Annotated in this window: 20 protein-coding genes; 6 read left to right on the forward strand and 14 right to left on the reverse strand. The window is 51.9% G+C overall.

All coding sequences use genetic code 11. From position 1 onward, the window contains the following. Positions 1–14 precede the first annotated feature (14 nt). From phoQ to J1781_RS25790, 3 genes are all read left to right on the forward strand, one after another. Positions 15–1,472, forward strand: a complete 1,458-nt coding sequence (phoQ, locus tag J1781_RS25780; RefSeq protein WP_217157217.1) for a two-component system sensor histidine kinase PhoQ — start codon at positions 15–17, stop codon at positions 1,470–1,472. A 159-nt stretch (positions 1,473–1,631) separates the two neighbouring features. Next, entirely contained in the window at positions 1,632–2,753 is a 1,122-nt protein-coding gene (locus tag J1781_RS25785; RefSeq protein ID WP_129951807.1) for a ribosomal protein uL16 3-hydroxylase, read from the forward strand. Between the two features lie 189 nt (positions 2,754–2,942). Next, positions 2,943–3,656, forward strand: coding sequence for a hypothetical protein (locus J1781_RS25790; RefSeq protein ID WP_217234409.1), 714 nt, complete (start codon positions 2,943–2,945; stop codon positions 3,654–3,656). Positions 3,657–3,668: 12 nt separating this feature from the next. On the opposite strand, the gene J1781_RS25795 is transcribed toward J1781_RS25790, so the two are convergent. From J1781_RS25795 to lolC, 6 genes are all read right to left on the reverse strand, one after another. Further along, a complete protein-coding gene (locus tag J1781_RS25795) occupies positions 3,669–4,298 on the reverse strand; it encodes a hypothetical protein (RefSeq protein ID WP_217139231.1) in 630 nt (209 codons plus the stop codon). 198 nt (positions 4,299–4,496) lie between these two features. Beyond that, positions 4,497–5,726 (reverse strand): peptidase T, encoded by a 1,230-nt coding sequence (pepT, locus tag J1781_RS25800; RefSeq protein ID WP_129951811.1) that lies wholly within the window; start codon positions 5,724–5,726, stop codon positions 4,497–4,499. A 146-nt stretch (positions 5,727–5,872) separates the two neighbouring features. After that, entirely contained in the window at positions 5,873–6,700 is an 828-nt protein-coding gene (gene cobB, locus J1781_RS25805) for a Sir2 family NAD+-dependent deacetylase (RefSeq protein WP_129951812.1), read from the reverse strand. Positions 6,701–6,748: 48 nt separating this feature from the next. After that, positions 6,749–7,999 carry a lipoprotein-releasing ABC transporter permease subunit LolE gene (lolE, locus tag J1781_RS25810; RefSeq protein ID WP_129951813.1) on the reverse strand — a complete coding sequence of 417 codons (1,251 nt, stop codon included), beginning with the start codon at positions 7,997–7,999 and terminating at the stop codon, positions 6,749–6,751. Next, positions 7,999–8,703 carry a lipoprotein-releasing ABC transporter ATP-binding protein LolD gene (gene lolD, locus J1781_RS25815; protein ID WP_129951814.1) on the reverse strand — a complete coding sequence of 235 codons (705 nt, stop codon included), beginning with the start codon at positions 8,701–8,703 and terminating at the stop codon, positions 7,999–8,001. Before lolD ends, lolE begins: the two co-directional genes overlap by 1 nt. Then, positions 8,696–9,898 (reverse strand): lipoprotein-releasing ABC transporter permease subunit LolC, encoded by a 1,203-nt coding sequence (gene lolC, locus J1781_RS25820; RefSeq protein ID WP_129951815.1) that lies wholly within the window; start codon positions 9,896–9,898, stop codon positions 8,696–8,698. Before lolC ends, lolD begins: the two co-directional genes overlap by 8 nt. 238 nt (positions 9,899–10,136) lie before the next feature. Between lolC and mfd the strand changes: the two genes are divergently transcribed. From mfd to J1781_RS25835, 3 genes are read left to right on the forward strand one after another with little or no spacing between them, the layout of a single operon-like run. Beyond that, a complete protein-coding gene (mfd, locus tag J1781_RS25825; protein ID WP_217234410.1) occupies positions 10,137–13,580 on the forward strand; it encodes a transcription-repair coupling factor in 3,444 nt (1,147 codons plus the stop codon). Positions 13,581–13,606: 26 nt separating this feature from the next. Further along, on the forward strand, positions 13,607–14,221 hold the full coding sequence (locus J1781_RS25830; RefSeq protein WP_217234411.1) for a nucleotidyltransferase family protein: 615 nt from the start codon (positions 13,607–13,609) through the stop codon (positions 14,219–14,221). After that, positions 14,208–15,170 carry an XdhC family protein gene (locus J1781_RS25835; protein WP_217219374.1) on the forward strand — a complete coding sequence of 321 codons (963 nt, stop codon included), beginning with the start codon at positions 14,208–14,210 and terminating at the stop codon, positions 15,168–15,170. Before J1781_RS25830 ends, J1781_RS25835 begins: the two co-directional genes overlap by 14 nt. A gap of 60 nt (positions 15,171–15,230) precedes the next feature. On the opposite strand, the gene J1781_RS25840 is transcribed toward J1781_RS25835, so the two are convergent. The 8 genes from J1781_RS25840 to hinT form a co-directional block, all read right to left on the reverse strand. Continuing rightward, positions 15,231–15,767, reverse strand: coding sequence for a glycine zipper 2TM domain-containing protein (locus J1781_RS25840; protein ID WP_129951819.1), 537 nt, complete (start codon positions 15,765–15,767; stop codon positions 15,231–15,233). Positions 15,768–16,108: 341 nt separating this feature from the next. Then, entirely contained in the window at positions 16,109–17,413 is a 1,305-nt protein-coding gene (locus J1781_RS25845) for an NAD(P)/FAD-dependent oxidoreductase (RefSeq protein WP_217157775.1), read from the reverse strand. Between the two features lie 312 nt (positions 17,414–17,725). Beyond that, a complete protein-coding gene (ycfP, locus tag J1781_RS25850) occupies positions 17,726–18,268 on the reverse strand; it encodes an alpha/beta hydrolase YcfP (protein ID WP_129951821.1) in 543 nt (180 codons plus the stop codon). A gap of 52 nt (positions 18,269–18,320) precedes the next feature. After that, entirely contained in the window at positions 18,321–19,349 is a 1,029-nt protein-coding gene (nagZ, locus tag J1781_RS25855) for a beta-N-acetylhexosaminidase (RefSeq protein WP_129952139.1), read from the reverse strand. Between the two features lie 47 nt (positions 19,350–19,396). Next, positions 19,397–20,227 carry a phosphotransferase gene (locus J1781_RS25860; RefSeq protein ID WP_240782811.1) on the reverse strand — a complete coding sequence of 277 codons (831 nt, stop codon included), beginning with the start codon at positions 20,225–20,227 and terminating at the stop codon, positions 19,397–19,399. 10 nt (positions 20,228–20,237) lie between these two features. Beyond that, complete coding sequence (gene lpoB / locus J1781_RS25865) at positions 20,238–20,840, reverse strand: penicillin-binding protein activator LpoB (protein WP_217219844.1); 603 nt, start codon at positions 20,838–20,840, stop codon at positions 20,238–20,240. A gap of 21 nt (positions 20,841–20,861) precedes the next feature. Further along, complete coding sequence (locus J1781_RS25870) at positions 20,862–21,230, reverse strand: YcfL family putative periplasmic lipoprotein (RefSeq protein ID WP_129951824.1); 369 nt, start codon at positions 21,228–21,230, stop codon at positions 20,862–20,864. Positions 21,231–21,238: 8 nt separating this feature from the next. Next, entirely contained in the window at positions 21,239–21,592 is a 354-nt protein-coding gene (hinT, locus tag J1781_RS25875) for a purine nucleoside phosphoramidase (RefSeq protein WP_129951825.1), read from the reverse strand. Positions 21,593–21,694 lie beyond the last annotated feature (102 nt).

Consider the following 21,694-nt stretch of genomic DNA (forward strand, 5'->3'; position numbering starts at 1 on the left):
TCAAAGGACGCTTCATGAAAGGACGTCGTACCCGGAACCCCTTCTCCCTTCGCGTCCGCTTTATGATGGCAACCGCGGCGGTGGTGCTTACCCTGTCGCTGGCCTACGGGCTGGTGGCAGTGGTCGGTTATATGGTGAGTTTCGACAAAACCGCCTACCGTCTCCTGCGCGGCGAAAGTAACCTTTTCTTCAGCCTTGCGCAGTGGCGCGACGGCAAACTGACTATCAATGTTCCGCCTGATCTCGACCTTAACACGCCAACGCTGGTGTTTATTTACGACGACGAAGGGAAATTATTGTGGGCTGAGCGCCGCATCCCTGAACTCGAAGCGCATATTGATAAAGCATGGATGAACAAACCTGGCTTCTATGAGCTGGATACCGATACACAAATCAGCAGTGAAGTACTGGGGAATAACCCGAAAGCGCAGGATAAGCTGAAGGATTATGACGATACCGACGCCAACGCGATGACCCACTCCATTGCGGTCAATACCTACAATGCGACATCTCGTCTGCCGGCACTGAACATCGTGGTGGTCGATACCATTCCGCAGGAACTGCAGCGCTCTGATCTGGTCTGGGAATGGTTCAGTTATGTATTACTGGCGAACCTGTTGCTGGTTGTGCCGCTGTTATGGCTGGCCGCTTACTGGAGCCTGCGGCCTATCAAAGAGCTGATTCATCAGGTCGCCGAACTGGAAACTCACGAGCGTGAGTCGCTTGATGAAAACCCGCCACGCGAACTGCGCGGTCTGGTGCGTAATCTGAATATTTTGCTGCATGGCGAACGCGGCCGTTATGATCGTTACCGCACCACGCTGGCGGACCTGACGCACAGCCTGAAAACACCGCTGGCCGTATTGCAGTCTACCCTGCGTGCACTGCGAAATGGTAAACAGATGACCATCGAAGATGCTGAGCCGGTCATGCTTGAGCAAATCAGCCGCATCTCGCAGCAGATTGGTTATTACCTGCATCGTGCGACATTGCGCTCTGAACAAAACCTGCTGATCCGTGAAGTTCACTCCGTCCCGGCGATCCTTGACGGATTATGTTCAGCACTGAATAAGGTTTATCAGCGTAAAGGGGTGGTGATCACAGTGGATATTTCACCGGAAATTACCTTTGTGGGCGAAAAAAATGACTTCATGGAAGTCATGGGCAACGTCATTGATAACGCCTGCAAGTACTGCCTTGAGTTTGTCGAAATCAGCGCCGTGCACACCGAAAATCAGCTGGTGATCCTGATTGAGGACGATGGCCCGGGCATTCCGGACAGCAAACGCGAAGTGATTTTCCAACGCGGGCAGCGTGCCGATACCTTGCGTCCGGGACAAGGTCTGGGGTTATCGCTCGCCAACGACATCATTGAACAGTACGACGGCAAAATTATCATCGGTGACAGCCCGCTTGGCGGCGCCAGCATGCGCGTCTGTTTTGGTCTGCAACAAGGCATTGAACTGGAGTAACGTTCTCCCCGACTACTTTGCCAGCAAATTTCGGCGCAATCTTATCCATTGTGCAAAATTTGCTGGCAATTGCCCCACTCAGCTGCAACACCTTCCGTTATAATCATTTACAGACTCCGCACTTCTTTATCACCCTCCATTTAATGCAAGGGAAATACTATGGATTACCAACTCGACCTAGACTGGAATGATTTCCTGCAGCGTTACTGGCAAAAGCGCCCGGTCGTATTAAAGCGCGGCTTTAAAAATTTCGTCGATCCGATTTCTCCGGACGAGCTGGCCGGTCTGGCAATGGAAAATGAAGTGGACAGCCGTCTGGTGAGCAATCAGGACGGTAAGTGGAATGTCAGCCACGGGCCCTTTGAGAGTTATGATCATCTGGGGGAAACAGGCTGGTCGGTGCTGGTGCAGGCTGTCGATCACTGGCATGAGCCCTCTTCTCATCTGATGACGCCATTCCGCCACATTCCTGACTGGCGCATGGATGATTTAATGATTTCCTTCTCGGTGCCTGGCGGTGGCGTAGGCCCCCATTTGGATCAGTACGACGTATTTATCATTCAGGGTACCGGCCGCCGTCGCTGGCGTGTAGGCGAAAAAGTCGCGATGAAACAACATTGCCCGCATCCTGATTTATTACAGGTTGAACCCTTCGATGCCATTATCGATGAAGAACTGGAACCCGGCGATATCGTTTATATTCCGCCGGGCTTCCCTCATGACGGCTATTCACTGGAAAACTCCCTCAATTATTCTGTGGGTTTTCGCGCACCAAACGCCCGTGAGATGGTCAGCGGTTTTGCCGATTATGTGCTTTCCCGTGAACTGGGCAGCCACCGTTACAGCGATCCGGAACTGGTTGAACGTGAGCATCCGGCTGAAGTACAGCCTGCCGAACTGAATAAACTGCGTTCCATGATGCTGGATTTGATTGGTAATCCGGCGCATTTCAATAACTGGTTCGGAGAATTTATTTCCCAGTCTCGTCATGAACTGGATCTGGCGCCACCGGAGCCTCCTTATCAGGCCGGGGAAATTTATGAACTGCTGGAGTCAGGTGAAACCCTGGAGCGTCTGGGGGGCCTGCGCGTCCTGCGCGTGGGGGATACCTGCTACGTTAACGGTGAAGCAATAACCACAGAACATATCGGTGCGGTAGATGCCATTGCACGCCATAAAACCGTAACGAAAGAAATGCTCGGCAATGCGCTGGACGACCCGTCCTTCCTCGCCCTGCTGTCTGCACTGGTCAACAGCGGTTACTGGTATTTTAACGATTGATATCAACGGACATTTATCATTAAGATACATACAGGGTACCCGGTATCCTGTATGTATTAATGAAGTTAACATTTCCATATTAATATAGTTTAACCGATGAATAAGGAGTTGGTAATAGTCACAGGTTACTTTTAATTTTATACTGCCTTTACAGACCCTCTATTCCCCTATAATGACGAAAGGCAAACCATGTTTTTTACAAAATTTTTCGAGAAAAATAAAGTTCATCCTATCCCATCACATTTTTCCGGAAATAAAATCACCACACACCCATTACAACACACTGATTGCAACCTGACGCTTAACATATCTCCTGAAATCACGCATAAATTCTTCAATACCATCAACGGAAACATTGCCAGGGATATAAGTAAGTTTGGAAAATCAGTAATGAACCCCAGTATGCTGGCTGATATTTCCCGTATGCATTATTATATTAATAATAAAAAAATATCGGTACCCGGCAATGAGATTAAATCAAAATTAAACTTCTCAGCTCAGATCCTTGAACCGCAAAACGAATGGATTCAGGAGCATATTGGTTCACTTTCCTCTTTCTTACATCAGGGCATTTTTCCGGATTTTTTTGGTGCCGTCGACGACTGGAAGGCCAGTGATAGCACTAAATGGAAAATCGCCATGGTTTCTCTGGACAGAAATAAAACCGATACACGTTTCTATATCTCCAGCAATGGCATGATCAGACTCATTACTCAGGCAAATATTACAAATATCATTCTCAGAAATAACGATATTTTGATGGTGGATAAAAATCGCAGCATTTTTACCCTCCAACTTTCGTTCCGTGCGGTGAAGATGCCTGACAGATGTATCATCACCACACAGGGTAACGAGGCAGATGGAAGCCAGATGGTTTTACACGGAATTGAACGATTAAAATAATTCCCGGTCAGTTCATCTAAGCCGAAAAATGAATTTTAAAGGATTAAGGTTCAGTGACTTGGCATGCAAACTTATTTTTACAGCCATATTTTTATCTCTAAGATAATTACAAGCTATCCCTATGCGCTTAGGCGTACAGGGTAAAAACCCTCCCTGCATGTAGTCAAAGGCCTTTGCACGTAACGATGAACCGACCAGCCCTGCATTAATAACCCGACCAACTATATCGGCACAATTCTTCCCCACAGTACGAAATGAGGATCCCCCTTGTTTATGGCAAATGTCATACCAGGCCATTTTCATCATGTGCTCATTCAGATTCATTAATCCGTAAATCACATCGGGGAGCCCGCCTTCAGCATAGGCATCAGATCGGTAAGTGGTTAAATCGGCATTTCCATGAGCGCTTATTCTGGAAGGAAATTTACCGAACAAGACTTTTTTAGCGTCTCCTGCCTCTGGCCACCAACTGACATAAAGGCTGGTTTCTAAAATATCACCAATAAACATTGACGCATGACCTGCACTCCCTGCATGCGGATACCAGATTAATACCCAGGCACTATATCGTGAGCTTGTTTCTGGTGTGAAGGTGCGTATTTTCACAAAATCTCGTAATTCTCTTATATCCGTTGCGTCCATTGCTTTAAATCCTTAAAAATAAAAGCGTATCTTACAGGCATGGGATATGAGAAAAAAATACAAATTAGACATGCAATCTCAAAATATATTTAGATAATTTATATTTCGCCATAATGACAAGGAAACCAGAGGGGATAATCAAGAAAAGAAAAACAGCCTTATATTGTTAAAATTTATAACTCAAAGGCTGACCTGAACTTATTGAGATTTATTCGCCGTCAGTTCCGCAATACGCATAATCACCGAGACGGCTTTTTCCATCCCTTCGAGCGTAACAAATTCATGTTTACCGTGGAAATTATATCCACCGGTAAAAATATTCGGACAAGGCAAACCGCGGAAAGAAAGTTGGGCGCCATCAGTGCCGCCGCGGATTGGCTTCATGACTGGCTCAATATCGCAATCTTTCATCGCCTGCTGTGCCAGCGCAATAATGTGCGGATGCCCGGCCACTTTGTCGCGCATATTGTAATAGTGATCGTCGAGCGTCACTTCAATATAGCAGTCGCGGTGCAGGCCTTTGCCGACCACATGTGCGATATCGATAATTTTTTGCTTACGGGCTTCGAACTGCGTCTTGTCAAAGTCACGGATGATGTAATGCATTTCTGCGCGTTCAACATTGCCCTTGATGGTCGTCAGGTGATAAAAACCCTCGTAACCTTCAGTATGTTCAGGTGTTTCTTCCACCGGCAGTTCGTTGTGAAAACGGGTTGCCAGTGATAATGCATTTACCATCACCCCTTTGGCGCTGCCCGGGTGTACGTTGTTGCCGACAATTTTAATAGTGGCCGAGGCCGCGTTAAAGTTTTCAAACTCCAGTTCGCCCACGCCACCACCATCGACGGTGTAAGCCCACTGCGCGCCAAAGGCCGAAATATCAAAACTCTGCGCACCTTTGCCGATTTCTTCATCCGGCGTAAAGGCAATGCGTACCGGCCCGTGGGGAATATTGCTGTTTTTCAGCCGGACCATCGCGGTAATAATTTCAGCAATACCGGATTTATCATCAGACCCCAGCAACGTTTTGCCATCCGTAGTAATAATCGTATGGCCGAGAAGCTGGTGTAATACCGGGAACATCACCGGCGATAATATTTCATCGCCATTACCCAGCGCGATATCTCCGCCACGGTAATTTTCTACAATCTGTGGATTGACATGTTTCGCTGTGAAATCAGGTGCGGTATCCAGATGGGAAATAAAACCGATTACCGGCACATTCCAGGCGACATTGCCCGGCAAGGTGGCCATTACACAACCTTTATCACTGAGCGTAACCTGCGAAAAACCCAGTTCAGTCAGCTCATTACGCAAGGCCTGGGCCAGCCTGAGTTGCCCTTCAGTACTGGGCGTGTGCTTAACATTGGGCTTAGACTGAGTATCGAAAGAAACATAATGAAGAAAACGATCAAGCAACTTATTCATTGGGATATCCTCTGGCGGCTGGGTTTTATTATGCGCAGCATGAAAACCCTGAATATTGCGTCAGGTCATTTTTCACCAAGTTTAACGAGATATGTCTTTGGGGCAGGCGCAATTTTTTGGCGGGAACAGTAAAAAAAGCCTGGTGTTCACCAGGCCTGGTCTTTCTTAGTCAGGAACTTATGGACAAATTCCGGGACGATCTGGCTCGCCAGTCCGTAGTGCTTCATATCAAATTCACTTTCAACCTGACTCGGCTCAAGATTCAGCTCAACAGCACAGGCCCCCCCAATGCGCGCCTCATGAACAAATCCGGCAGCCGGATAAACGTGGCCTGACGTACCGATAGCGACAAAGAAATCGGCCTTAGCCAGTGCATCGTAAATTTCGTCCATACCAAAAGGCATTTCCCCAAACCAGACTATGTGCGGGCGCAGTGGTGCCGGAAACTGACAGCAATGGCAGCGGTCATCCACAGTCAGGTCGCCTGGCCAGTCCAGCACCTGCCCTGACTGTGTACAACGCACTTTCAGTAATTCACCGTGCATGTGAATAACACGTGAACTGCCCGCGCGTTCGTGCAGGTTATCGATATTTTGTGTGACCAGCAGGAAGTTGTCGCCGAGTGCTTCTTCCAGCGTGGCCAGCGCGGAATGTGCGGCGTTAGGTTTGAGATCTTCAGCCTGCAACTGGCGGCGGCGCTCATTATAAAAACGCTGCACAAGTTCAGGATCACGGCGATAACCTTCCGGCGTCGCCACATCCTCGACACGGTGTTCTTCCCACAACCCGTCGGCAGCGCGGAAAGTACGAATGCCCGATTCGGCGGAAATCCCTGCGCCGGTCAGCACCACAACAAACGGTTTCTTCAGCGATGCAGCCGCCATCGAATCCCGGTGGAAGATATTTGACCGGAATCGCTGATGGCGAATACGCTTATTTTTGCGAAACCGACACAGACGATGACGTGTGCGCATGAAATGCTCCTTACTCTCTGTGTCTGATTAAAACTTCGTTTAAATAGATTACTGGCCGCCACTGAGTACGCGGGCAGGATCGATACGACTTGCACGGCGTGCCGGATACCAGCTTGCCAGCAGACTCAGTACCAGCGCAGTGAGCAGTACACCCGCCACATCCAGCCAGTGAACTTCAGAAGGCAGGAAGTCAATGAAGTAAATATCGCCCGACAGGAACTGATGACCGGTCAGTTTTTGCAACGCATTGACGATATTCGTCAGCTGGAAAGCTGCGATCACGCCGATCACCACCCCCGCCACGCTGCCCACCAGGCCTGCCAGTAAACCGTACCAGATGAAGACCGCGCGGATAAGGCCGTCTTTTGCACCCAAAGTGCGTAAAATTGCGATATCACTGCTTTTATCTTTTACTGCCATCACCAGCGTCGAGACGATATTAAAACAGGCAACGCCAATCACCAGCACCATCGCCATATACATGATAGCGCGCACCATCTGGATGTCCCGGTACATATAGCCATACGTCCCGATCCAGCTGCTGATATAAACGTAAGCCTGCGTCACTTTCCCGGCATCATGCACCAGTTTCTGGGCGGCAAAGACATCGTTCACTTTGATATCAATACCGGTCACGCTGCTGCCCATATCCTGATATTGCTGGGCATCGGCCAGAGGCACCATGCCAAGGCTGTGATCAAGTTGTCCGCTGAGCTGCAAAATACCAGCTACCTGCAGGCGAATACGTTTTGGCTGTAACAGCTTCATCTCCGGGTCGCTGTTCGGGATCATCACCGTCACCCAGTCGCCCTGTTTCACGCCCACGGCATCCGCCACGCCTTTGCCAAGGATCAGCTGCTGCTGACCGGCTTTAAAACTCTGCCAGGCATTATTCTGCACAAATTTCGGCGCAGCACTGACGCGCGGTTCACTCTGTGGGTCAACGCCTTTCAGCTGAATGGCACGCAGTTTGGCTCCGTGCTCAATCAGGCCGTTGAACTGGATATAGGGCGCTGCCGCCACTATTCCCGGCACTTTCTCCACACGATCCAGCACATCCTGCCAGTTGTTGAACGGCTGATTGACCGGGCGGATCTCGCCGTGCGGCACGACCGCCAGGACACGTTCTTTCAGCTCACGTTCAAAACCATTCATGGCACTGAGGCCGACGATCAGCACTGCCACACCCAGCGCAATGCCTAAGGTTGAAATCACCGAAATCAGCGACACCATGCCGCTGCGACGGCGGCCACGGCTAAACCGCAGACCAATCAATAATGAAAACGGGATGCCTGACATTACTTCGCTCCCAGCAACATCGAATCCTGTTGCAGCTTGCCGTCACGCATTTCCAACTGACGCGTCAGGCGGTTTGCAAGTTGCAGATCATGCGTCACCACCAGAAATGCTGTTCCCTGACGCATATTCAGTTCGCCGAGCAGTTCGAAAATGCTGTCGGCATTACGCTGATCAAGGTTACCGGTGGGTTCATCGGCCAACACCAGCGACGGATTATTCACCAGCGCACGGGCAATCGCCACGCGCTGGCGTTCACCGCCGGAAAGCTCGGAAGGACGGTGATTGCTACGATGTTGCAAACCCACCGCTTCGAGCATCGCCATCGCCCGCTCCTGAACTTCTGCGGGTTTCTTTTTGCCGATCAGCAGCGGCATCGCCACGTTTTCCAGCGCGGTGAAATCCGGCAGCAAATGGTGGAACTGATAGATGAAGCCCAGTTCACGGTTGCGCAATTCTGATTTCGCCGATGAAGACATGCCGTTCAGCGACTGACCTTTGAAAATCACTTCACCGGACGTCGGGGAATCCAGCCCGCCCAGCAAATGCAGTAACGTACTTTTGCCGGAACCGGACGTCCCGACAATCGCCATCATCTCACCTGGCTGCATGGCAAAACTTACGTCACGCAGCACATCGGTGTGCATTTTGCCTTCCTGATAAGTCTTACAGAGGTTTTCACACTGCAATAATAAAGAATTACTCATAACGTAAAGCCTCTGCGGGATGGGTGGCAGCAGCGCGCCAGGAAGGATAAAGCGTAGATAATAAAGCGATGACCATCGCGACGAGCGCAATGACCACTACCTGAACCGGTTCGATATCGACCGGCAGCGATGCGCCATCAAGCATCAGCCCGATAGCGGGCATAATCGTATTCAGCTGAGTGGCAAGCACCACACCCAGCACGGCCCCGAGCAATGCGCCAATCACACCTGCACTGGCACCCTGCACCATAAACAGCGCCATAATCTGGCGGCGGCTTAAGCCCTGCGTTTGCAAAATGGCTACTTCGGCTTGTTTCTCCATCACCAGCAGTCCCAGTGACGTAATAATATTAAACGCAGCGACGGCGACGATCAGGCTCAGCAGCAGCCCCATCATATTTTTCTCCATGCGCACCGCCTGGAACAATTCGCCGCGACGTTCCCGCCAGTCTTTCCAGCTGGCACCGTCAGGCAGTTTTTGCGTACTCAGACTGTCGACATCCAGTGGTTTGTCGAGGAACAAACGCCAGCCGGTCACGTTACCTTTCGGATACAGCATCAGCCGGGAGGCATCCTGAATATTGACCAGCATCTGGTAACCATCCACTTCGCTGTTGGCGGAGAAGGTGCCGATAACATTGAACAAGCGCTGGCTCGGGACGCGACCGACCGGTGTAAACTGGCTGACGCTGGTGACCATCAGACGTAACTGATCGCCGCGACGCACTTTTAACTGCTGCGCCAGTTGATCGCCAAGAATCACGTTGTATTTACCGGGTTGAAGTTCCTGCTGGGCAACCCCAATTAAGTATTTTGCCAGCGGATCTTTCTGGTCAGGATCCACACCGAGCATTACCCCCACCGCGACGCTGCCGGGACTTTGCAGCACGACATCACCGGTGGTCAGTGGCACAGCGCTATTAACGCTTTTCAGCGCCGAGACTTGTTCATGCGTGATTTTTTGAGGGTCGAGAGACCCTCCCGGCGTGGTGATTAACGCCTGTGGCATCAGACCCAGAATGTTACCTTCCAGATCTTTCTCAAAACCGTTCATCACTGACAGCACGGTCACTAACGCCATCACCCCGAGGGTAATGCCAATAGTGGATAACCAGGAGACAAACCGCCCGAAGCGGTCCGAAGCACGTCCGCGCATGTAGCGCAGACCGATAAATAACGCGACAGGTTGATACATAACATCCGTTTTAAATGCTTGGCCGCAAATAAGTGCGTGGCGCAGACTAAAGTGATCAAGGATAATAAAGGCTAGCACCGCTTTATGGAACCATTAACCCAAAGTAATCGGTTTAACTTTGTGACGCCGTTGACCCTTTTATACCGTCAACGGGTTGACCGCGATTACTTCTGCAAAGCAAGATAAGGTCTGCTAATTGGCCTCCGACAGCCGCCAAAACGAGAACTCAAAACAGCCTATGTCTCAAGATTATCGTTATTCGTTGCCTGAACGTCCGGGCGACACCCGCCTGTTAGGCCAGCTTACGGGCTCCGCCTGTGCGCTGGAATGTGCACAAATCAGTGAACGCCATACAGGCCCGGTTCTGCTGATTGCCCCTGATATGCAAAATGCCCTGCGCCTGCGCGATGAAATTCAACAGTTTACTGATAACAAAGTCCTGAGTATTGCGGACTGGGAAACGCTGCCTTACGACAGTTTTTCACCACATCAGGAAATTATTTCTTCCCGTCTTTCCAGTTTGTATCAGCTTCCAGCTATGAAGCGCGGCATCATTATTTTGCCGGTGAATACGCTGATGCAGCGAGTCTGCCCGCACGAATTCCTGCACGGCCACGCACTGGTGATGAAGAAAGGTCAGCAGCTCTCGCGGGATAAACTGCGTGCACAGCTGGAACAGGCCGGTTATCGCAGTGTGGATCAGGTGATGGAGCACGGTGAATTTGCGACCCGTGGCGCCCTGCTTGATTTGTATCCGATGGGTAGCGAAGAACCCTATCGTATTGATTTTTTTGACGATGAAATCGACAGCCTGCGCATTTTTGATGTGGACACTCAGCGCACGCTGACTGAAGTCGAACACATCAATCTGCTGCCTGCACACGAATTTCCAACCGATAAAAATGCCATCGAGCTGTTCCGCAGCCAGTGGCGCGAGAAATTTGAAGTGCGCCGCGATGCAGAACACGTTTATCAGCAGGTCAGCAAAGGAACCTTTCCTGCCGGCATCGAATACTGGCAACCGTTGTTTTTCAGCCAGCCGCTGACCACACTGTTTAGCTATTTACCGGAAAACACACTGGTGCTGAATACCGGCGATCTGGAAGCCGCTGCCGAGCGCTTCTGGCTGGACGCCTGCCAGCGTTACGAAAGCCGCCGCGTTGATCCGATGCGCCCGCTGCTTGAACCGGAAAACCTGTGGCTGCGCGTGGAGTCGCTTTATACCGAGCTTAAAGCCTGGCCACGTATTCAGTTGCGTACTGATTCACTGCCGAAAAAAGCTGCCAACACCAATCTGAGTTACGAAAAACTGCCCGATTTATCCGTTCAGCCCCAGAACAAAGCGCCGATGGATAATTTGCGGCGCTTCAATGAATCCTTTGCCGGCAGCCTGGTATTCTCCGTAGAAAGCGAAGGCCGCCGCGAAACGCTTCAGGATTTGCTGGCGCGCATCAAACTGATGCCAACGCTGATCACCCGCATTGAACAAGCCGAAACCGCCGGTCGTTACATCATGATTGGTGCCTCTGAACGCGGTTTTCTCGATGCCGGTAAACAGCTGGCACTGATCTGCGAAAGCGATTTGCTCGGTGAACGCGTGGCGCGCCGCCGTCAGGACAGCCGCCGGTCAATCAATACCGATACACTGATCCGTAACCTCGCCGAGCTGCGACCCGGCCAACCGGTGGTACACGTTGAGCATGGCGTGGGGCGTTATCTCGGGCTGACGACGCTGGAAACTGGCGGTATTACTGCCGAATACCTGATCCTGACCTACGCCGGTGAAGACAAACTTTATGTACCGGTGTCATCGCTGCATCTCATCAGCCGCTATGCCGGTGGCGCAGATGAGAGCGCGCCGCTGCATAAACTCGGTGGTGAAGCCTGGTCGAAAGCGCGGCAGAAAGCGGCGGAGAAAGTGCGCGACGTCGCCGCTGAACTGCTGGATATCTATGCCCAGCGCGAAGCCAAAAGTGGTTTCGCATTTAAACACGACAAAGAACAGTATCAGTTGTTCTGTCAGGCTTTCCCGTTTGAAACCACACCGGATCAGGCACAGGCCATTAATGCTGTACTGACTGACATGACCCAGCCGCTGGCGATGGACCGGCTGGTCTGCGGCGACGTCGGTTTCGGTAAAACAGAAGTGGCGATGCGCGCGGCTTTCCTTGCGGTATCCAACAATAAGCAGGTGGCTGTTCTGGTACCCACCACGCTGCTGGCACAACAGCACTTTGATAATTTCCGCGATCGTTTCGCCAGCTGGCCGGTGCGTATTGAAATGATGTCCCGTTTCCGCAGTGCGAAAGAGCAAAATGCGGTGCTGGAAGACGCAGTAGAAGGCAAAGTCGATATTATTATCGGTACGCACAAACTGCTGCAAAGTGACCTGCGCTGGAAAGATCTGGGGTTGTTAATTGTTGATGAAGAACACCGTTTCGGCGTGCGTCATAAAGAGCGCATCAAGGCGATGCGTGCCGACGTGGATATTCTGACCCTGACCGCAACGCCTATCCCGCGTACGCTGAACATGGCAATGAGTGGCATGCGCGACCTGTCGATTATCGCCACGCCGCCTGCGCGACGTATGGCGGTCAAAACCTTTGTGCGCGAATACGATAGCCTGGTGGTGCGCGAGGCAATCCTGCGTGAAATTCTGCGCGGCGGGCAGGTTTATTATCTTTACAACGATGTGGAGAATATCGAAAAAGCCTCGCAGCGGCTGGCGGAACTGGTCCCGGAAGCTCGCATTGCTATCGGTCACGGCCAGATGCGTGAACGCGACCTCGAACGTGTGATGAATGATTTCCACCATCAACGTTTCAACGTCCTGGTGTGTACCACTATCATCGAAACCGGTATTGATATCCCGACCGCCAATACTATTATTATTGAGCGTGCAGACCACTTTGGTCTGGCACAGCTGCATCAGCTGCGGGGTCGTGTGGGCCGCTCACACCATCAGGCGTATGCATATCTGCTGACGCCGCCGCCGAAAGCGATGTCGACGGACGCACATAAGCGTCTGGAAGCCATTGCCTCGCTGGAAGACCTGGGTGCCGGTTTTGCGCTGGCGACGCACGACCTTGAAATCCGCGGTGCAGGCGAACTGCTCGGTGAAGGCCAGAGTGGCCAGATGACCAGCATCGGTTTCTCGCTGTATATGGAGTTGCTGGAAAACGCTGTCGACGCGTTGAAAGAAGGCCGCGAGCCGTCGCTGGAGGATTTAACCACCAGCCAGACCGAAGTTGAAATGCGCATGCCTGCGTTGCTGCCGGAAGATTTCATTCCTGATGTGAATACGCGCCTGTCGTTATATAAACGTATCGCCAGTGCGAAAACAGAGGGAGAGCTGGATGAACTGCGCGTTGAGCTGATTGACCGTTTCGGCACCTTGCCGGACGGTGCGCGCAATCTGTTGCAGATTGCCGTACTGCGCCTGAAAGCCAAAGAGCTGGGCATCCGGCGCATTGAAGGTAATGAGCGCGGCGGATTCATTGAGTTTGGCGATAAGAACCGTGTCGATCCGGGCTTCCTGATTGGTCTGTTACAGAAACAACCGCAAGTTTATCGTCTGGACGGCCCGGCAAAACTGAAATTTATGTTAGATCTGACTGATCGTCCGAAACGGCTGAAGTTTGTCGGTGACATGCTGGGTGAGTTTACAGAACATCTGATCTGAAAATGAACAAGAGGAAGTCATGCAAAATGGCAGGTATTATTCTTCTCGCCGCGGGTACGGGGAGCCGGTTTATCGCCGCCGGTGGTGAAGGAAATAAACTAAATGCACGCCTGCAAAAGACAGCAGGAAACGTTGTCACTGTTTTTGAGGCAACGTTGCGTCAGGCGTGCGCGAGCCGGTTGCCGGTACATGTGATCACCCGCCCTGAAAACCGGCCGGTTCAGACATGTTGTTTGTGTGAGGGAATACCGTTCACGCTCATCAGCAGCGCCGGCACCGGCGAATCCATAGCCGCGGGTGTGCATGCTACGGCGGGCTGGGACGGCTGGCTGATCCATCTGGCCGATATGCCTTTTGTCACCGCTGAAGTTTTCACCGCCGTGGCGGATCGCCTGCGCCAGGAGATGATCGTACGCCCGTACTGGCAAAATGAACCGGGGCATCCTGTCGGTTTTGCCCAGCCAATGCGTGAAAAACTTCGGCTCTTACGCGGTGACAACGGCGCACGTGAACTGCTCCGCAGCCATCGTATGTTGCGCCTGGATTTCAACCATCCTGCCGTAATCACAGATATTGATATTCCGGCGCAACTTTCCCCGCCCCTGTTTATTTCAAACCTAAATCAGCATGCAGCATCTTGATAATGAAGTTATTTCCCAGGCTATAACCTGGCTGGCACATCAGCCAGTATGGCTTTGCACCGTACTCAACACGTACGGTTCTTCTCCGCGCGCGCCGGGCGCTCTGATGGCGGCGACACGCGACGGGCATTTTTGCGGATCGCTTTCCGGCGGTTGTGTCGAAGAGAATTTTTTACAGCGTATTGCCGCGGGTGAATACCGGCAACCGAGCCAGATCGTGCACTATGGCGAAGGAGGACTGACGCCCGACATTGCGTTGCCGTGCGGCGGTTCGCTGGACGTGCTGGTCGAATATTTACCGGCGACTGCCGGTAATGCCGGTTATCTGCAACGTATGGGAATGGCACTTGCCGGGCATTATGCGCTCAGCAAATCCATCACGCCGCCTGCCGCCTGTGATCATCTGGCACCCGCTGAGTATTATCATGCGACGCAAATCAAGCGCGACGGCAATTGCATCACGCTGCATCTGGCAGCACCCCCAAGGTTATTGATCGCCGGTCTGTCGGGTGTGGCACTTTACTGCGCCGATTTTGCCTGCGCCCTGGGCTTTGAAGTCGTGGTCTGCGAATGCCGGGACGACGTGCTGGAAAATTTCTTACCGAGACTGAAATCAGATATCCGGCTGGAAAGACAGTTCCCGGCAAAATATCTCGAACAGCAAAACTGCCATGCGAATACTGCGATTGTGGCGCTGACCCACGATCCGCGAATGGATGACCTGACACTGATGGAAGCGGTGAATACACCCGCGTTTTACATCGGCGCGATGGGGTCGCAGCTCAACAGCGCACGACGTCGTGAGCGTCTGCAAAGCATCGCTGATTTCAGTGAGGAAGATTTTTCCCGCCTGCATGCGCCGGTAGGATTACACATCGGCAGCAAGACCCCTGCGGAAATTGCACTGGCGGTCATGGCGGATATCGTCAAACACAAAAATGGTCTGTAAGCGGTATAAAAAAAGCCTGAGGTTCGCCTCAGGCTTTCATTTCTCACCGCTACCGCGTGTTTATGAACGGGTAAGTTGCAGCTGACCGCTTTTATCCAGCGGAATTTGTGTGCCCGGATCGTGGTCCATACGCACTTTCCCTTGCTGATCGCCTATTTTATAGGTCACATCATAGCCGAGCATTTTATCTTCTTTGTCATACACGGTTTTACAGCGCTGCTGTTGCGTGGTGTAGGTGTCATTATCCTGCATGCTGCTCTGCACACGGTTACCCGCATAGCCACCACCCAGTGCACCGGCTACTGTCGCAACATCACGTCCGCGACCGCCACCAAACTGGTGACCCAATACGCCACCGGCAACAGCCCCGAGTACGGAACCGGCAATCTGGTGCTCATCCTGTACAGGACGGCGGTGAGTGACTGTCACATTACGACATTCCTGACGTGGGGTTTTTGTGGTCTCTTTGATTGGCGTTGCGCTGACAACCTGCGCATATTGCGGGCCAGACGAAAAGACGTTCATGCTCGCGACGCCAGCAATGCCCAACGCCGCAGCCACACCAATACCGACCCCAGCTAACATTGACTTGTTCACAGGACTTCCTCCGAAAATGTTACCACGCAATTCGTACCCTCCCGGGACGCTCCTCAGCGAACAGCCCTATCTCTGAGGTCCGGCGTGCGTGAATCGCCGTCTGTAAACTTATCGTCAAGTCTGCCCACCCAAACGTAAGCAAACAATAAGACGAACTCTGTAAGTGAGGAAAATGACCTGTCCCGTGAAGTGTTTCGGAGGATTCTTAGCTGACAACATAAAGAGGTCGTGATCGTATGCGTGTTGAGAAAGGATTACGCAGCAAATAGAAAAGCCTGCGGTAAACAGGCTTTTTAGGTGTGTCACGATTTCGCTGCTATCCCTAAGAGAGATGACCGGAATCAGTGCAGTTTAAGACGCGGGCGGATTACCCGGTTAATACCACCGACCAGCATCATCAGACCGGTTTTAATGTAACCGTGCAACGCAATCTGGTGCATGCGGTACAGCGAGATATAAACCAGCCTCGCCAGTCGGCCTTCGACCATCATGGAGCCTCGCATCAGATTACCCATCAGGCTGCCGACAGTGCTAAAGCGTGACAAAGACACCAGCGAGCCATGGTCTTTATAGACGTAAGGTTTCAGGCCCTGCCCCTTGCGCTGCGCCATAATATTGGCGAAGCAACGGGACGCCATCTGGTGTGCAGATTGCGCACGTGGTGGCACAAAACCCCCCGCAGGTTGCGGGCAGGAAGCACAGTCGCCAATCGCGTAGATGTTCGGGTCACGCGTGGTTTGCAACGTCGGCTCAACCACCAGCTGATTAATCCGGTTGGTTTCCAGGCCCGCGATCTCTTTCATGAAATCAGGGGCTTTAATCCCGGCTGCCCAGACCATCAGGTCTGCTTCGATGAACTCGCCGGACTTGGTGTTCAGGCCATTTTTATCAGCACTGGTGACCATCGTTTGTGTCAGAACCTGCACACCCAGTTTGGTCAGCTCATGGTGCGCCGCCGCAGAAATACGCGGAGGTAAGGCAGGCAGAATGCGTTCACCGGCTTCCACCAGCGTGACATTCAGCGCTTCGCTGTCCAGCCCTTCAAAACCATAGCTGTGCAGTTCTTTTACCGCATTGTGCAACTCGGCAGACAATTCAACGCCGGTTGCCCCGCCCCCCACAATGGTGATATTCACCTTTTTCTGTTTATCGGAACTGGCAGAGAATTTGAGGAAAAGGTTCAGCATTTCGTTATGGAAACGGTGTGCCTGATGCGGGTTATCCAGGAAGATGCAGTGATCTTTGACACCCGGTGTACCAAAGTCATTAGAGGTGCTGCCCAGCGCCATCACCAGTGTGTCGTACGCGATATCACGCACCGGCACCAGTAATTCGCCGTTCTCGTCGCAAATTTCAGCCAGTTTGATGGTCTGGTTTTCGCGGTCAATGTTGGTCAGTGAACCGATCTGGAAAGTGAAACCATGGTTACGGGCATGAGCCAGATAGCTCAGCGCATCGACGCCATCGTCCAGACTGCCGGTCGCCACTTCATGTAATAAAGGTTTCCATAGATGGCTGTGGTTGCGATCGACCAGAATGATCTCCGCTTTTTTGTTGCGGCCAAGTTTATGGCCCAGACTGGTTGCCAGTTCCAGACCGCCGGCGCCACCGCCGATAATCACAATTTTTTTCACTGGTGATGTCAAAATGACCCCCTCAAATGTGAACCAATTGTTATATAAGAGTAAAAATATTATCCTTATATTACATAGGGTTGCTTAAGTTAAATCGGTATCTGAGACGGAGGATATCACGCGTGGTGATTTGGTCATACCAAAATTGATATAGGTCAATTTAAATTCAATTGGATAATTTAATTTAGGAAAATGGCACGCGTTTTGCCATTTTTAAATCAGCAAGTTAGAGACAGAACCGGCAGAAAACGGTTCATGGCCGGCGAAGGGTATAAATGAAAAACCACTGCGCGAAGGCAGTGGTTTCAGAAACGACAGGTTAAATCAGGCGATATTTTTGAATGCTTTAATCCGTTGCAGATGCGTCGATATATCTTTGAATTTATGGCTCTGATGCTCGTCCCATTCAACCGGATAATAGTGATGCAATTTCTCAGCCGTTTTGCTGCTGTCGAGTACACCGTCTTCACGGGATAAAATCACCAGGCAGCGGTCACGGTTTTTCTCGCGGAAATCACTGATGCACTTGGTGGCGATGTCTTCATACTCTTCAGGGCGGTCGATTTTTCCGGCCATATTATCCTGCGGTGACAAATTCGGGTTGAACATCACCTGACGGATCCCACACAGGAATCCGATGCGCTCAGCCCAGAAGGCTCCAAGCCCGACGCCGCAAATCAGCGCGTTTGTGTCCGTCGTTTCATGCAGGACTTTATCCACTTCTTTGAGCAAATGTTGCATGTCATGACGCGGGTGGAGCGTGCTGTAGCTGATGAAGCGCACGTCCGGATCAATGAACTGTAACTGCAAAACTTTTTCATGGTTACCGGGACTGGTTGAATCGAAGCCATGCAAATAGATAATCATCGTTTACCTCATCCTGAATGTGCGTTGACCCCTTCACGCGGTCGAAAAAACGTTACAGGGCTGCCTGTTTGTGTTCCTGCCAGCGGGCATCGAGTGTGGTCAGATCACGGTTTGCCTCTTTCCAGCGACTTGAATTTTGCAGATCCTGACGGGCCTGTTTTCCACTGTACAGTCCGCGATGATACAACTGCGTAACACGCTCAGCGTTGACCGGGGACAGGTTATCCAGCACGCTCACCGCGCCTTGCCGGTTATTACAGGCAAGGATCATGTCACAGCCCGCATCCAGCGAGGCCTGTGCCCGTTCGGGATAACTCCCCATAATGGCCGCGCCTTCCATTGATATATCATCGGAGAAGATCACGCCGTTGAAATTCAGCTCTTTGCGCAGAATTTCCTGTAACCAGTATGGTGAACCACTGGCCGGGCGCGGATCGGCCTGGGTATAAATCACATGTGCAGGCATCACCGCATCCAGCAATTTACGTTCGTTAAGCTGGCGGAAGATAGCCATGTCGTGCTGACGGATAACCTCCAGCGGACGATCGTCACGCGGTGTTTCTTTATGGGAATCTGCGCTGACGGCACCGTGGCCCGGGAAATGCTTACCGGTGGTTTTCATACCGGCGGAATGCATGCCGAGAATATACTGCTCAGCCATTTCCAGCGCTTTACGGGGTTCTGCGTGGAACGACCGCTCACCGATAGCTGCGCTGATATGCCCGATATCCAGTACAGGCGCAAAGCTGATGTCGATATCCATCACAATCATTTCTGATGCCATCAGCCAGCCGCTTTCCTGCGCCAGGCGTCCCGCTTCGTGCGCTTCGTTGAGCGCTGCAAAAGATTGCGCGGCAGGCAAACGGGTAAAACCTTCACGAAAACGCTGTACGCGCCCGCCTTCCTGATCGACGGCCAGCACCAATCTGTCGTGCGACGCGGCACGGATCTGGCGGATCAGTTCATGCAACTGATCGACATCATGATAATTCCGGGTGAATAAAATCAGCCCACCCACCAGCGGGTGCTGCAAAATTTCACGTTCTTCAGCATCCAGCGCGTAGCCAGCGACATCCAGCATGACAGGTCCCAACAAAATGGACGCTCCTTTTCTTTTTCATATGATTATCACGGGCGCAACGGGTGCGCCCATTCACTGTATTGATTCTCGCCGGTCTGCTGCCAGCGCACTTCAAACCACATCAGCATCAGGTAGTTGACCCAGGGGATCCAGCGGTTAACCTGCTGCTGCAACAGGGACAGGTTCTGATACCCGCCAGCCTTTACGTACTCGTACAGGAACGCCCTTTTCTGCTGCTCGTTCCAGTCGTTGCCGCGAATAAGCGCCGCCAGCTCAAGTGCAATATCCGCATTCGCCGCGTACTCCCAGTCAATCAGGCGCAGCCCCTGCGGCGTATTCAGCACATTTCCCGCGTGAATATCCATATGTACCAGCGCCAGTTTCAGCGGTGACGGCGGAACCTGCGACAACATCTGGTGGTGTAAACGCAACCAGCGTGGCGTCAGCCTGCGCCTGTCGATATGTTGCCAGTAACGGGCAAATTGCTGCTGTAAATCCAGCCGGTAACCCGACGGCGGCAACTGATGTAACGTCACGAGACGTTCGCATAAGGCGTTGCGCACTGAAGCGTCAGTGAATGCCTGTTCCTCCAGCGGTGTTCCGTCAACCCAGTCGACTATCAGCCATGGCGGAGAATAAAGTCTGACACGCGGACCTAATTTATGCCGCGCGATATGCCGCAAAATCGCAGATTCACGCTGGCGGTCAGCGCCCGAAACTTGCCGCTGAGCAGACTGATGCCGTGCCAGAAAGTCGCCGGCAGGGGAACTTATTTTCCAGCTTTCGCCGGTCAGGCCGGCAACCGGTAATAAACGAAAACCGGCGGTTTTCACCGCCGGATAATGTTGTTCAATCAGTTGCTGTAGTTCGGATTGCACAAGCCCGGCGTTAATTATGAACGGCACCGCGGCCTGACCAGACGATTTCACCGCTCGGTGCGGTAAGCAGACGCATCGACATGGTTGGCGCTTTGACATCGCCGCTCACCGTGCTGTAAAGGACATATTGCGCTTTCACGATGTTTGCCAGGCCGATGGCCTTGCTGACAGAAGCCAGGCTGTCGTCCGGCGATAATCCCAGTGACTGTTTGGCCGAAGCCAGTTGCCCGGCAGGCACTACCTGGAAGGTGGTGTTGTTGGCCAGTGCATTACGCAATGCATCGGTAGCTTTTGCCATTTGCAGGGAACCGTTGGTGCTGTTTTTCACCCCGTCCACCAGCAGCACGCTGCCCGGCTGCACACCACCGGATTTCAGCATCTTCGCGAGCATTGGCTCGACGGTTGCGGTCCAGTCGATATTGGCAAATTTAGGCGGCTGCGGGACCGGCTGGATCTGTGGTTGTTCAGGAACAGGCGGGTTCACCGGTGGCAACGGTTGCTGAGGCTGTTGCGGTTGTTCAGGCTGCTGTGGCTGGGTTTGTTGCTGGTTTGGCAACGTACAACCGCCAAGGATCAATGCGGCCATTGCCACAATGAGGAAATACTTTTTCATCAACCTTCTCCGTACAGAAAATTAAAGATAAAGGTAAATACGCACACTGTACGCATCAAGATTACCGTTCAGGGAACTGACGTCCACGCTGCTGTTCGCAGGAACAGTAATGGTTCTGGCCTCGGCGACCGGGAATAAATCCAGCCCCTGTTTATCATACCAATAGAAACGGTAATGCAGGGTGACAGAGTGTGGCTGGTTGTTATTCAACGTGGTGGTGGCTTTTTTCTGCCCGCCGGAATCAGACACGGATGGCGAACTTGGGATGATGCCCGCCGTCAGAACGGGGGACTCCATGACCACTCTTTGCTGATTATTCAGCGCAATAGTGGGCGTGCTGCTACAGCCAATCAATAAAATTACCGGCAATAACGCCATCAGAAAACGCATGTTTACCCTTACTGACGCGACAGCAATGGACCCAGTGCACGGCCACCGACCAGATGCATATGGATATGATAAACCTCCTGACCGCCGTCACGGTTGCAGTTGACGATCAGGCGATAACCGCTTTCGGCGATACCTTCCTGTTCAGCAATTTTTGCCGCCACCGTCATCATTCTGCCCAGTGCCGCTTCATGCGTTTCATCAACGTCATTCATTGTCGGGATCAGAATATTCGGGATAATCAGAATGTGGCTAGGTGCCTGAGGAGAAATGTCGCGAAACGCAGTGACAAGTTCATCCTGATAAACCACATCAGCAGGGATTTCACGGCGAATGATTTTGCTAAAAATTGTCTCTTCGGCCATCTTAACTGTCCTTAACAAAGTAAAAAGCGTTGTACGCAGTATGGGTTAGAATTTCCATTCCTTTCAACCTGATTACGCGTTTTGATGCTTAATTGACGCAGA

This window comes from Rahnella perminowiae, assembly GCF_019049695.1.
Lineage (GTDB): Bacteria > Pseudomonadota > Gammaproteobacteria > Enterobacterales > Enterobacteriaceae > Rahnella > Rahnella perminowiae.

What these genes read in the sequence shown, in the direction of transcription:
- pepT (WP_129951811.1), bottom strand. Translation starts at nt 5,726, where the DNA reads ATGAATAAGTTGCTTGATCGTTTTCTTCATTATGTTTCTTTCGATACT.
- cobB (WP_129951812.1), bottom strand. Translation starts at nt 6,700, where the DNA reads ATGCGCACACGTCATCGTCTGTGTCGGTTTCGCAAAAATAAGCGTATT.
- mfd (WP_217234410.1), top strand. Translation starts at nt 10,137, where the DNA reads ATGTCTCAAGATTATCGTTATTCGTTGCCTGAACGTCCGGGCGACACC.
- J1781_RS25830 (WP_217234411.1), top strand. Translation starts at nt 13,607, where the DNA reads ATGGCAGGTATTATTCTTCTCGCCGCGGGTACGGGGAGCCGGTTTATC.
- ycfP (WP_129951821.1), bottom strand. Translation starts at nt 18,268, where the DNA reads ATGATTATCTATTTGCATGGCTTCGATTCAACCAGTCCCGGTAACCAT.
- J1781_RS25795 (WP_217139231.1), bottom strand. Translation starts at nt 4,298, where the DNA reads ATGGACGCAACGGATATAAGAGAATTACGAGATTTTGTGAAAATACGC.
- hinT (WP_129951825.1), bottom strand. Translation starts at nt 21,592, where the DNA reads ATGGCCGAAGAGACAATTTTTAGCAAAATCATTCGCCGTGAAATCCCT.
- J1781_RS25835 (WP_217219374.1), top strand. Translation starts at nt 14,208, where the DNA reads ATGCAGCATCTTGATAATGAAGTTATTTCCCAGGCTATAACCTGGCTG.
- phoQ (WP_217157217.1), top strand. Translation starts at nt 15, where the DNA reads ATGAAAGGACGTCGTACCCGGAACCCCTTCTCCCTTCGCGTCCGCTTT.
- J1781_RS25870 (WP_129951824.1), bottom strand. Translation starts at nt 21,230, where the DNA reads ATGCGTTTTCTGATGGCGTTATTGCCGGTAATTTTATTGATTGGCTGT.
- lpoB (WP_217219844.1), bottom strand. Translation starts at nt 20,840, where the DNA reads ATGAAAAAGTATTTCCTCATTGTGGCAATGGCCGCATTGATCCTTGGC.
- lolE (WP_129951813.1), bottom strand. Translation starts at nt 7,999, where the DNA reads ATGTCAGGCATCCCGTTTTCATTATTGATTGGTCTGCGGTTTAGCCGT.
- nagZ (WP_129952139.1), bottom strand. Translation starts at nt 19,349, where the DNA reads ATGCTGGATGTCGCTGGCTACGCGCTGGATGCTGAAGAACGTGAAATT.
- J1781_RS25785 (WP_129951807.1), top strand. Translation starts at nt 1,632, where the DNA reads ATGGATTACCAACTCGACCTAGACTGGAATGATTTCCTGCAGCGTTAC.
- lolD (WP_129951814.1), bottom strand. Translation starts at nt 8,703, where the DNA reads ATGAGTAATTCTTTATTATTGCAGTGTGAAAACCTCTGTAAGACTTAT.
- J1781_RS25790 (WP_217234409.1), top strand. Translation starts at nt 2,943, where the DNA reads ATGTTTTTTACAAAATTTTTCGAGAAAAATAAAGTTCATCCTATCCCA.
- lolC (WP_129951815.1), bottom strand. Translation starts at nt 9,898, where the DNA reads ATGTATCAACCTGTCGCGTTATTTATCGGTCTGCGCTACATGCGCGGA.